We start from the raw sequence: 12097 nt of genomic DNA, 5'->3' as shown, positions 1-12097 counted from the left end.
ATACACCGCCCAGGAAAACATCTTACATAGAGGACCATTCAATCATCGTTGAACAAGGACGTTCACAATGGCCAAGGTTATTCAACCACCCTCCGTTTTTGCCGAGCGTGGCATCGTCATTACAGACATCGGCTTGCATGCCAATGCGCGCACAACCGAAACGCTCGATTTCAAAGTTGTCGATCAATCGCAGCTCGGTTCAGAACTCAGACAGCGCCAAGCGCAACTTGAAGTGGTGGATAAACTCTACGGCCCGCTCCACATCGGTTCCGTGGCCGTCACCCGTTCTGCCCTGAATGCACTCGGTGCAACGACCGATGGACAGCCCCTGAACGGTGACAATACTTTTTTCCGCATCCCCAATCGCTTTTTCCTGAGCTCACTGCAACTCAACGCCAGTGATGTCGAAACCCGCCTGAAACTCACCCGCGACGCAAACGACTATCGGCTGCCGACATTGCTGTTCGAGCTGGCAAGCCAACGGTCACGCTCCGCACGATCACTGTTGCGGGAAGTGCCTGGGACCCAGGCTGAACCGAGCCGTTATCGGAACACGCTTGAACGGCTTTTGAACGCCGCCCGGAACCTCGACAGCCAAGCGCTGGTGCAGCGCTCATCCGGCTGGATCAACCAGGCCAAGAGCCAGGCCCTTATTCCCACGGGCCTGGGGCTTCAGGCCTTCGGCATCTACAGCGGGCTGCGGGGCCTGCAAGACGCCATCCGGGACAAGGACGCCTACCAGACCCTGTTCAACGGGGCCAGCGTGGCCGCCGAGGTGAGCTCCATCGGTGTCGAAGCGCTGGTGACCCGCCAAGCCACCCAAATGATCAAGGCCAGCCAGCGTTCCCTGGGGGATTTCGCCAAAACGACCTTCGCCATCAGGTTGGCCCGGGGAAGCGGCCTGATTGCCAGCGTGCTCACACTGCCTTTCGATATCATCGCCGCGATCGACTCGTTCAAGGCCGCCGTCGGCGCCACCGGCCGCGAGGCCACCGACCACTATGTCAGCGCGGCCTTGAGCGTGACCAGTGCCGCCATGGCCGTGACCCTCGGCGTCGCGGCGCTGGCCGGGTTCACATCAGCGGGTCCCGCGGGCCTGGCCGCCGGGCTTATCCTGGTGGTCGGCTCACAGATCTGGGGGGCGATCCGTCAAGTCGATGAAATCGACGACTACATACAACTCACCGTCCACGAGCGCCTTCGCACGGGCTGGTTCGCCTTCTGGACAATCAGTCCCGATGACGATATCCAGGACCGCTACACCCTCGCCAAGGCCACCGCCGAACAGACGAAGCGACTCCAGGCCAACGCCTTGAACCTGCTCAGGGGGCCGTTGAAAAACAGCACTGAAGCGATCGTAAACGGCAAGTTCACCGTAGAACTGCAACGGGTGACCTACAACACCCGGAGTTGGTGGACCGGGGAAAGTTATCAGGCAACCGCCATGCGCCCCAGGATCAAGGACAGCGATGACTGGATCGATGCACGCAGCGGCGTAACGGCTGAGACACCCGGCGCGGTCATTGGAACGGCCGCGGACCACAAAGGTATCCAGTGGTCTATCGGCGGCGGTAACGACACCGTGCTAGGTGTTGAAAACAAGCCGAACGTCTTTCATTACGGGGGAGGCGTCAAGGCACTGACCGGCGGCGCGAAGGATGATGTGTTCATTTTCGAGGCGGCGCCCGAGATCGTCGCCGGGAACCAGGCGCCCCGGCCGAGCCGCCTGATGGGTGGCGCAGGCAACGACACGCTGATCCTGGCGGGCGGCGCCAGCGACAGTCAGGAGCCAAGACTGGGTTATCAGGTCGATCTGGCCACCGGGCGGGTCAGCGTGATCACTCAAGCCCCTCACGCAACGGCAAACGGCGCCTATCGCCCGACGCTCCTTGAAAGCATTGAACATGTCGAAATCCTTGAGGGTGGGACCAGCGTCATCAAGGGAACGGACGGCCCGAACATCATCAAGTCCCGCGGCAACGATTCCATCGAGGCCGGCGCGGGTGATGACCAGATCTCTATCCTCGGGGGTAACAATCGCGAGGCTGCCGGTGGCCCAGGCGAGGATGTCTATGCCATCGCCCATAAACCTGGACATGTATCGATCACCGAAGATGGCGTGGGTCACAGTGTCATCGCACTGGACTGGCGAGCGGACCTGATTGAAAGCTGGGCAATTGAAGCAGGCAACCTGGTGTTGGTTTCATGCTTCGACTCGAACGATTGGGACGTGCGCAAAGTCACCGTCAATAACGTCTATGGCGACACTGCGTATCCTCGATCCTTACAAAACGACAAACTGACGTTCATCACGAAAGATGGTTTCCATTGGGTGCCCGACCTGCCCGACCGCATCGAACACGGTAACCGGCTCGCCATCGAAGCCGTCATGGTGCAACAAGGCACGCCGCGAAACCCAGCCATCCTCAATGATAAAAGCGAGCAATCGATCGCCCATGACAAAGATACGAGCTATTACGTTTCCCGCCTGATCGAACTCGCCACCCTCAACATCAAACAGAAAAGTGAATACTCCACCACACTTCACCTGGACTACGTCCACTCCGAATTGACACGAATCGAAGCCCACTACACTGCCCATGTCATTCAGGAGGACGAATCGGACACGGTGAAGTATGGAGCGTGTGGCCTGACGCTGTACTTTGGCAATCGCCGGGTCGTCGTGAATAACCTCGCCAGTTCCGATGAGCGTTATACCGCGCGAAGAACCGCCACGGGACGACGTGCATTTTCCGCCCTCGGATTGAATCATACGGTGATCCTGATCACCAATGACGGCGCCTCCTACCGTCTCGCCGTGCCCTCTCCCGACTACGGCCTGTTGCTGGACAAGAAGTTCATAGACAAGGACCCGGTACAATGGAAAACGCAACTTTCACTGCCACTCACGCCGACGAAAAAGAAATACGCCTATCTTCAACCCCTGGATAAAACACCCCACTACATGGGCAACCGGGCAACCTGCGCCCTGCTCACTTCATCGGCTGTACAAACGGGTGTCGAAGTCCTGATTGGCCAAGGCTCCGCCTACCTTGTCCACCTCGGCCCGAACATGACGCTACGCCTCTCCACTCCAGGCGCACTGGCCAGCGCCAACCCACGATTACCCCAGGCCTCCCGGTGGGAATTCGACGCGACGCAGCTCGGCCAGGTCGAGATAAAACTGGCTTCCAACCTGCTGCAAATCGGCGGGACGGTGATTCATCTGCCCGCTTACGAAGTTGACGACCTTGTGGACCAGATACGCGTGATCACTGCACAAGGTGTCGTGCATGCGGTCGACAGTCTGTTCGAGAGGGTTTATGTGGAAGGGCTGGATGGTCGCTATTTTGCACCCACGGTCGACCCCGACGTAGCGTTGCCCTCGGAACTGTCCGGATTGTCGTCCGCATCATTGAAGGTCTTCAATGTTGCCCTCAAGGATGGCTCCCCCGGGACCCTGAGCTATCACCTCAAGACACGTAAGTGGACCCTGGATACCGACAAGTCTCGTGTCATTACCGCGCAGGACCTTCGGAAAAAAAACTTGTGCGACCACCACCTCAAGATCTACAGGGATATAGCTCGAGAAGGTCTCAGCCAGCATCCGCCCTTGGACGATGGGGCGCTGCGTTCATTGTGGGAACAATGCGCAAAACTGCTGGAGGGCTTGACGTTGAGCAAGTCGTTGTTGCTTGCACAGGCAATCAGCTTGGGTCCGACATTTTCCAGGCAACTGCCTTATATGACTTGGATGCTCTCGCCGGGCGAGGCTCTTTCCGATCCTGCATAGTCTCAGGCAGGTTTTTCCAGATATTTAGTTCAAACGCAATATATATGTAGTGCACCTGCGCGCTCATTTCCCATGAATATCGTCAAGGCGACGATCAACTATTCGTTTCAAGTCATGTTCATTATTTATATTCAAGAGCCGAAATTCCGATGAGTCCCAGAAAAAACACCCGTTCCAATGTTTCAACTTCGTCCTCCGATACATCCCCCACCAGCCGCGATACAACGCCGGAAAGTTCGCCCGCAAGGCCCATGAGGATGGAAGGAGCGGGCCAGGCATCCGTCTCGCCGGGAAGACACACCGAAGCCGCGGAATCCCAGCCCACAACCCTCCAGGTATCCGAAATCACACAACAGGCGTCCCCCCATGGTGACGGCGCCCCGGTGTCGCTGGACGATTATCATCTTTCAGCCGAACTGATCCCCCTGTTATCGGCGCCAGACGCGACCTCTGGCATACGGACGTTCAGGACACGCACCTACGTCGAGCTTGAAGACGGTGCAACGGTGTTGCTGGGGCGCGATGCCGAACAGAACTACCGGGCCCGATCAAGCACCGAGCTCATCGCCTCCGGACCACGCCTGGAACAAGTGGAAGGGAGTCTCCTATGGCGGCGGGTTCCCCAACCTGTCGAGCCAGGCAGCAGTGACTCCCCCCAGACCATTACCCCCTACAGCCTCGATGAGCCTTCTGAAGCCAGCGCACCCAAGCGCCAGCGCACGATGTCGCCTGCGCAAAGCGAAGCCGCTGTGCAAGGCCCGGCGGTATTCAGGCGGGACTGGGCGTTCCAACCCACGCTGACACTGCCGCACTTCATCACCGTGAACGACGTTCACTACAAGGTAATGAACCGCATGGAGGCGCGGGATTTTCCGATGCTCTACATTCAGCCTCCCAGTCATCCCGCCTATGATTTCGACGTGCTGGAGGCCATCCTCAGGCATACGCCCGACGAACAGCCCAGGGCTGTCATCCGTGTCCCTCCGGATAATCACTGGGAGATCGACGCCAGGCTGCCCTTCGAAAAACCACTGACAGCCTACGTCCGGGACGCTTTCCCGGAGGTCACGACCGTCACCCTGGAAAACATCGCCAGAAAGCAATTCGAGCTGGCCAACAGCTCGACCTACGCCGATGCCGCAGGGTTGACCGCGCTCAGGCAGATATTTCATAGCTGGAGACAGGCCACGCCTTCACCGCACCCACAGTGGAGCGATCCATTGTTGATGCTGTCGATTCTTCCCACGTCCTCGGGGGTGACGAGCACCTCCCGTGCAATCGAGCTGCCCTTCCCCTCCACGACAGGCACCTTGGACCGGATGGATTTCGACCCGATGCGGTTCCGACGGCAGTGGGATTTCTTCCTCTCGACCTACTCGACAGTGGACTTCAAACGCTTCATGGCCGGCCTCCTGAGCCGTAATGGCTATACGGTCATGGAGCCCAATAACTTCAACAGTTTTCCGGCATTGGTGTTTCGACGAACAGGGCACGACTATCTGTTTTTCATGAGTCTGCATCGCACCCGGATCCCGAAGCTGTCCCTGCCCACCCACACCAACCCCAACACCACCGGCATGAACCTGGAAACCCAGGTCGGCGACGCCGCCGCGCAGGCCGTCAAGGATGCTCACGCCGCCAACAAGATCATCTGGCTCAAGGGCGGTTCCCAGATCCTTCCAGGCCACGCCGACACCGTCTTCATCATCCGGGATGACAATGCCCGGCTGTAAACAACAGGCAAAAAAAAGCCCGCAGTGTGAGCGGGCGAAAAACCGAGGAAGCTCTATGCGCAGGCGCTTCCAGGAGCAGGCGGCTGCCTGGGGTCAGCTGCCGCGATAGGTTGAATAAGCGTAGGGCGAAATCAGCAGGGGCACGTGGTAGTGCTCCTGCTCGGCCGAAATGCCGAAGCGCAGCACCACCACGTCAAGGAAGGCCGGATCGGGCAATTGCACGCCCCGGGCGCGGTAGTAATCGCCGGCATGGAACTGCAGTTGATAGACCCCCGAACGGTAGTCCTCCCCTTGCAGCAGCGGCGTATCGCAACGGCCATCGCTGTTGGTCATCGCGCTGGCGACGAGGTGCAGTTGCGGGCCTTCCACACGGTACAGCTCGATCTTGATCGAGCTGCCCGGGCAGCCGTGTGCAGCATCCAAAACGTGAGTAGTCAAACGTCCCATTGATTGTGCGCGCCTCGCTGCAGGACAGTCCGGCCCGACGCCTCCTGATCAGTTGAAAGACAAGTCGCACCGTTCCAGAGCATGAAACGCTGCGGCGATGTGCGAATTAAGACATTTTAAATAGAAATTGTACACAATAAAAAACACATATCTGCTCTACCCTTCGTCCATCGGTCCCTCAGGCCAGATTCGAGCCAACCCAAAGGGTACATGGCTTACCCAATGATTAATTGACCAAACCGGCAGATTTCTTGCAGTGTAGGGCCAACCAGGGAGGCGATGAAAAATGCAGAAAAACGGGCTTACAAATCGCGCATAAAGTTGTATACAATCAACCCATCGTCGTGACGCCAGCTTGTGCCTCATCGCCCAGGCGCCACCTACATGGTACGAACAAGAAGGAAGACTGCAGTGAGCGCTGACTACCCACGCGACCTGATCGGTTACGGCAGTAACCCTCCCCATCCCAACTGGCCGGGCAATGCCCGCATCGCCCTGTCCTTCGTACTCAACTACGAGGAAGGCGGCGAGCGCAACATCCTGCATGGCGACAAGGAGTCCGAAGCGTTCCTCTCGGAAATGGTCGCGGCGCAACCGCTGCAGGGCGAGCGCAACATGAGTATGGAGTCGCTGTACGAGTATGGCAGCCGCGCCGGTGTCTGGCGGATTCTCAAGCTGTTCAAGGAATTCGATATCCCGCTGACCATCTTCGCCGTGGCCATGGCCGCCCAGCGTCATCCGGACGTGATCCGCGCCATGGTCGCCGCCGGTCATGAAATCTGCAGCCACGGTTATCGCTGGATCGACTACCAATACATGGATGAAGCCCAGGAACGCGAGCACATGCTCGAAGCGATCCGCATCCTCACCGACATCACCGGCGAACGCCCGCTGGGTTGGTACACCGGCCGCACCGGCCCCAACACCCGGCGTCTGGTGATGGAGGAAGGCGGTTTTCTCTATGACAGCGACACCTACGACGACGACCTGCCCTACTGGGAACCGAACACCCCCAACGGCAAGCCGCACCTGGTGATCCCGTACACCCTCGATACCAACGACATGCGCTTCACCCAGGTGCAGGGGTTCAACAACGGCGACGACTTCTTCCAGTACCTCAAGGATGCTTTCGATGTGCTGTATGCCGAAGGCGCCGAGGCCCCGAAGATGCTCTCCATCGGCTTGCACTGTCGCCTGATCGGCCGTCCTGCCCGCCTCGCCTCCCTAAAGCGTTTCCTCGAGTACGCCAAGGGCCATGAGCAGGTCTGGTTCAGCCGTCGCGTCGACATCGCCCGCCACTGGCAGCAGACCCATCCGCATCCTGGAGCCTTGAAATGACTGCGTTCCAGACCCTCAAGCCGTCGACCTTGAGCCGCGATGCGTTCGTCGACGCCTTCGCCGACATCTACGAACACTCGCCATGGGTCGCCGAGAAAGCCTTCGACCTGGGCCAGGACCCGTCGATCGACGAGATCGAAACCCTGCACCAGCGCATGAGCGACATCCTGTTGAGCGCTGACCATGCCAGCCAACTGGCCCTGATCAACGCTCACCCGGACCTGGCCGGCAAAGCCGCCGTCCAGGGCCAACTGACCGAAGCCAGCACGAACGAACAGGCCGGCGCCGGTATTCACCAATGCACGGCCGAAGAGTTCCAGCGCTTCACCGAGCTGAACGACGCCTACAAGGCCAAGTTCGAGTTTCCCTTCATCATGGCGGTAAAAGGCAGCAACCGACACCAGATCCTCGCGGCGTTCGAAACCCGCATCCATAACCCGGTGGACACCGAGTTCAGGTGCGCGCTGGCGGAGATCAACAAGATCGCGTTGTTCCGACTACTGACCCTTTAGCGAGCGGCCTGAATCCAGGCCAGCAAGCATCCCCAGCCAACTTATTAAAGGCAGACAAGAAGAATGAAAGCTTACGCCGTACCTTTCGAGAAGTTCGTCAACCTGGCCGACGCCCGTCTCGGCACGAAGATCATCTCCGTTACCGATGACTGGTTCGCCGACGCCAACCGCCTGTTCCAGCCCACGCCGGCCGTGTGGAAGGAAGGCGTGTTCGATGACAACGGCAAGTGGATGGACGGCTGGGAATCGCGTCGCAAGCGCTTCGAAGGCTACGACAGCGCGGTGATCCGCCTGGGCGTACCGGGTTCGATCAAGGGCGTGGACATCGACACTTCATTCTTCACCGGCAACTATCCACCGTCGGCGTCCCTGGAAGCCTGCTTCCTGGCCGAAGGCGAGCCGGACGACAACACCCAGTGGATCGAAGTGCTGTCCGCCGTCGAGCTGCAAGGCAACAGCCACCACTACCACGAAATCAGCAACGACCAGGCCTTCAGCCACCTGCGTTTCAACATCTACCCCGATGGCGGCGTGGCCCGGTTGCGGGTCTACGGCATTCCGTATCGCGACTGGTCGGCGGTCGGCGACAACGAACAGATCGACCTGGCCGCCGCCCTCAACGGTGGGCGCGCCCTGGCCTGCTCCGACGAGCACTTCGGGCGCATGAGCAACATCCTCAACCCGGGCCGTGGCGTCAACATGGGCGACGGCTGGGAAACCGCCCGCCGCCGCACGCCAGGCAACGACTGGGTCATCGTCGCCCTGGGCCATGCCGGCGAGGTCGAGAAAGTCATCGTCGACACCCTGCACTTCAAGGGCAACTACCCCGACAGCTGCTCGATCCAGGGTGCCTTCGTCAAGGGCGGCACCGACAGCCAGATCGAAACCCAGTCGCTGTTCTGGCGCGAGCTGCTGCCGAGCCAGAAACTGGAGATGCACGCCGAACACACCTTCGCAGAACAGATCAAGGCCCTGGGCCCGATTACCCACATCCGCCTCAATGTGTTCCCGGATGGGGGTGTGAGTCGCCTGCGCGTGCTTGGCAAGGTCGCTAAATAGAGTCGACCCCAATCGCGAGCAGGCTCGCTCCCACAGGGGTACGCGGTCAAATGTGGGAGCGAGCCTGCTCGCGATAGCAATAGAACAGACAACACAGAATTTTTGGATAAGAAGACCAGCATGCGCACACTCAAGATCGAACCCTTGACCAAAGAAGCCTTCGCCCCCTTCGGTGACGTGATCGAAACCGACGGCAGCGATCACTTCATGATCAACAACGGTTCGACCATGCGCTTCCATCGCCTGGCGACGGTTGAAACCGCCACGCCGGACGACAAGGCGATCATCAGCATCTTCCGCGCCGACGCGCTGGAGATGCCGTTGACCGTGCGCATGCTGGAGCGCCATCCGCTGGGCAGCCAGGCGTTCATTCCGCTGCTCGGCAACCCCTTTCTGATCGTGGTCGCGCCACTTGGCGATGCACCTGTATCAGGCTTGGTCCGCGCCTTCGTCACCAACGGCAGGCAGGGCATCAATTACCATCGCGGCGTCTGGCACCACCCGGTGCTGACGATCGAAAAGCGGGATGACTTCCTGGTGGTTGATCGCAGTGGCACAGGCAATAACTGCGATGAGCATTTCTTCGAAGAGGATGAGTGTTTGATCCTCGATCCCCACCAATAAGAGAAGCGTCCGATCACGCGAGAACAAGCGTGACGGGCGAGAGGTAACGACTGTGGAAGCACATTTGCTGGAATGGCTGAACCTGAGCATCCGCTGGGTTCATATGATCACTGGCGTGGCCTGGATCGGCGCGTCGTTCTATTTCGTCTGGCTGGAAAACAACCTCAATCGCGTCAACCCCAGGAGCGGCCTGGCCGGTGACCTGTGGGCCATCCACGGTGGCGGCATCTACCACCTGGAAAAATACAAACTCGCACCGCCGTCCATGCCGGACAACCTGCACTGGTTCAAGTGGGAAGCCTATTTCACCTGGATGTCGGGTATCGCGTTGCTGTGCGTGGTGTTCTACTGGAATCCGACGATCTACCTGCTGGCCCCCGGCAGCAGTTTGAGCGGGCCCGAAGGCGTCGCCCTGGGCATCGGTTCGTTGTTCGTCGGCTGGTTCGTCTATTCCTTCCTTTGCGACTCGGCCCTGGGCAAGCGCCCTGCCCTGCTCGGTGCGATCCTGTTCGTGCTGCTGATCGCCGCGGCCTACGGGTTCAGCAAGGTATTCAGCGGTCGCGGTGCGTACCTGCATGTCGGGGCGGTCATCGGCACGATCATGGTCGGCAACGTGTTCCGCATCATCATGCCGGCACAGCGTGCGCTGGTCGCCGCCATCGCCGAGAACCGCACGCCCGATCCGGCGTTGCCGGCCAAGGGCTTGCTGCGCTCGCGGCACAACAACTACTTCACCCTGCCCGTGCTGTTCATCATGATCAGCAACCACTTCCCGAGCACCTACGGCAGCCAGTACAACTGGTTGATCCTCGCCGGGATCGCGGTGGCGGCGGTGTTGGTGCGTCATTACTTCAACACCCGTCACGACAGTAACCGGTTTGCCTGGACACTGCCGGTCGGTGCCCTGGCGATGATCTGCCTGGCGTATGTCACCGGACCCAAGCCCGTATCCAGCGCCCCCGACGTGGCCAAGGCGCCGGCCGCCATCGAATACCAACCGTTGCCGGAAACCGCTGTGGGCGGTGGCGCCAAGCCGCAAACCGCGCCTGCACAACCCGCCGCAGCGCCCGCCCAGGCCGCCAACGCCCAGGGCCCTTCGTTCGAAAAGGTGCACAGCGTGATTCAGGAACGCTGCTCGGTCTGCCATTCGGCCAAGCCCACCAGTCCACTGTTCAGCGCGGCACCGGCCGGGGTGATGTTCGATACGCCACAGCAGATCCAACAGCAGGCCGCGCGTATCCAGGCCCAGGCCGTGACTACGCAGATCATGCCCCTGGGCAACATCACCCAGATGACCCAACAGGAACGTGACCTGATCGGCGCATGGATCACCCAGGGCGCGCAGACCAACTGAGCCCCCTACCCAGTCTGACTGAACCCGCTACACGCACTACCTGACAGGCGACCCGGTCGCCTGTCAGCCACTCCCTGCATCTCGACAAACATTGTTCCAGACAGTTGAACGAGCCCTTCGGGAATCTTTCCCTGGGCTCGGCCACCAGGATTTGCCACAAGCAAAAACCTGACCGAACGGATGTTTTATTGGAGAAAAAAGGCGCCACACCAGAGCGCTGACAAAAAGCGGTACCACTTACCTTGGGAGCAAACCGAATGAAACGTACGTGCACCAGCCTGATACTCGCAGGATCCTTGCTGGCCGGCGGCCAGGCCATGGCCGACGATCTGTTCCAATGGCAGAACAACAGCCTGACCTACCTGTACGGCAAGGATTTCCAGGTCAACCCGCGCATCCAGCAGACGGTGACCTTCGAACACGCCGATGCCTGGAAATACGGCGACAACTTCTTTTTCCTCGACCGGATTTTCTACAACGGCAAGGAGGACGGCCAGTCGGGGCCGAACACCTACTATGGCGAGTTCAGCCCGCGTTTGTCGTTCGGCAAGATTTTCGACCAGAAGCTGGAAGCGGGGCCGATCAAGGACGTGCTGCTGGCCATGACCTATGAGTTCGGTGAAGGCGACAACGAGTCCTACCTGATCGGCCCGGGCTTCGACCTGGCCATCCCTGGCTTCGATTACTTCCAGCTGAACTTCTACAACCGCCAGACCGAAGGCCCACGCGCTGGCGACAACGTCTGGCAGATCACCCCGGTCTGGGCATACACGATTCCCGTGGGCTCATCCGACATCCTGATCGACGGTTTCATCGACTGGGTGGTGGACAACGACAGCAATTCAAAAGGCACCTCTCACGCCAACCTGCACATCAACCCGCAGATCAAATATGACCTGGGCAAGGCGCTGAACCTGGGTGCCAAGCAGTTGTACGTCGGTGTGGAGTATGACTACTGGAAGAACAAGTACGGGATCGAAGACAGCGACGGGTTCAAGACCAACCAGAGCAATACGAGCTTTTTGCTGAAGTATCACTTCTGATTACCCGCCTTGATTCTGGATACTCAGAAATACTTGTGGGAGCCGAGCTTGCTCGCGATAGCGGTGGATCAGGCCAGGCAAGTGCTGGATGTGCCGCCGTCATCGCGAGCAAGCTCGGCTCCCACAGGGGTTATGGGTGGGTTGAGATTTCGCATTCACCATATAGATCCCTTGTGGGAGCGAGCCTGCTCGCG

10 protein-coding genes are annotated in these 12097 nt (G+C 59.5%); 8 read left to right on the top strand and 2 right to left on the bottom strand.

Translation table 11 applies throughout. The annotated features are described in order from the left end of the window. Positions 1-67 precede the first annotated feature (67 nt). Entirely contained in the window at positions 68-3793 is a 3726-nt protein-coding gene (locus tag N005_RS01805) for a calcium-binding protein (protein WP_193753954.1), read from the top strand. A 121-nt stretch (positions 3794-3914) separates the two neighbouring features. On the opposite strand, the gene N005_RS29525 is transcribed toward N005_RS01805, so the two are convergent. Continuing rightward, a complete protein-coding gene (locus tag N005_RS29525) occupies positions 3915-4118 on the bottom strand; it encodes a hypothetical protein (protein WP_144402608.1) in 204 nt (67 codons plus the stop codon). A 58-nt stretch (positions 4119-4176) separates the two neighbouring features. Between N005_RS29525 and N005_RS01800 the strand changes: the two genes are divergently transcribed. Then, positions 4177-5526, top strand: a complete 1350-nt coding sequence (locus N005_RS01800) for a hypothetical protein (protein WP_144402607.1) — start codon at positions 4177-4179, stop codon at positions 5524-5526. A 93-nt stretch (positions 5527-5619) separates the two neighbouring features. Here N005_RS01800 and uraH read toward each other — a convergent pair whose 3' ends face one another. Then, positions 5620-5973, bottom strand: a complete 354-nt coding sequence (gene uraH / locus N005_RS01795) for a hydroxyisourate hydrolase (protein ID WP_047698882.1) — start codon at positions 5971-5973, stop codon at positions 5620-5622. 411 nt (positions 5974-6384) lie between these two features. On the opposite strand from uraH, the gene puuE reads away from it, so the two are divergent. The 6 genes from puuE to N005_RS01765 all read left to right on the top strand — a co-directional run bounded on the left by puuE (position 6385) and on the right by N005_RS01765 (position 11903). Next, complete coding sequence (gene puuE / locus N005_RS01790; RefSeq protein ID WP_047698880.1) at positions 6385-7311, top strand: allantoinase PuuE; 927 nt, start codon at positions 6385-6387, stop codon at positions 7309-7311. Next, complete coding sequence (uraD, locus tag N005_RS01785; RefSeq protein WP_047698878.1) at positions 7308-7823, top strand: 2-oxo-4-hydroxy-4-carboxy-5-ureidoimidazoline decarboxylase; 516 nt, start codon at positions 7308-7310, stop codon at positions 7821-7823. Before puuE ends, uraD begins: the two co-directional genes overlap by 4 nt. Before the next feature lie 63 nt (positions 7824-7886). Then, positions 7887-8882 (top strand): allantoicase, encoded by a 996-nt coding sequence (gene alc, locus N005_RS01780; RefSeq protein ID WP_047698876.1) that lies wholly within the window; start codon positions 7887-7889, stop codon positions 8880-8882. A gap of 120 nt (positions 8883-9002) precedes the next feature. Next, positions 9003-9506, top strand: a complete 504-nt coding sequence (locus N005_RS01775; RefSeq protein WP_047698874.1) for an ureidoglycolate lyase — start codon at positions 9003-9005, stop codon at positions 9504-9506. A gap of 52 nt (positions 9507-9558) precedes the next feature. Continuing rightward, a complete protein-coding gene (locus N005_RS01770; RefSeq protein WP_047698872.1) occupies positions 9559-10860 on the top strand; it encodes a urate hydroxylase PuuD in 1302 nt (433 codons plus the stop codon). A 257-nt stretch (positions 10861-11117) separates the two neighbouring features. Further along, complete coding sequence (locus tag N005_RS01765) at positions 11118-11903, top strand: outer membrane protein OmpK (protein WP_047698871.1); 786 nt, start codon at positions 11118-11120, stop codon at positions 11901-11903. Positions 11904-12097 lie beyond the last annotated feature (194 nt).

It is taken from the genome of Pseudomonas mediterranea CFBP 5447 (genome assembly GCF_000774145.1).
GTDB classification, from domain to species: Bacteria; Pseudomonadota; Gammaproteobacteria; order Pseudomonadales; family Pseudomonadaceae; genus Aquipseudomonas; species Aquipseudomonas mediterranea.
Note: the sequence above shows the minus strand (reverse complement) of the source record. Positions and strands in the feature narration are given on the sequence as shown.

Bases quoted from the DNA above. Each gene is read 5' to 3' on its own strand.
- uraD (WP_047698878.1), top strand. From the start codon at position 7,308: ATGACTGCGTTCCAGACCCTCAAGCCGTCGACCTTGAGCCGCGATGCG.
- uraH (WP_047698882.1), bottom strand. From the start codon at position 5,973: ATGGGACGTTTGACTACTCACGTTTTGGATGCTGCACACGGCTGCCCG.
- N005_RS01805 (WP_193753954.1), top strand. From the start codon at position 68: ATGGCCAAGGTTATTCAACCACCCTCCGTTTTTGCCGAGCGTGGCATC.
- alc (WP_047698876.1), top strand. From the start codon at position 7,887: ATGAAAGCTTACGCCGTACCTTTCGAGAAGTTCGTCAACCTGGCCGAC.
- N005_RS01775 (WP_047698874.1), top strand. From the start codon at position 9,003: ATGCGCACACTCAAGATCGAACCCTTGACCAAAGAAGCCTTCGCCCCC.
- N005_RS01765 (WP_047698871.1), top strand. From the start codon at position 11,118: ATGAAACGTACGTGCACCAGCCTGATACTCGCAGGATCCTTGCTGGCC.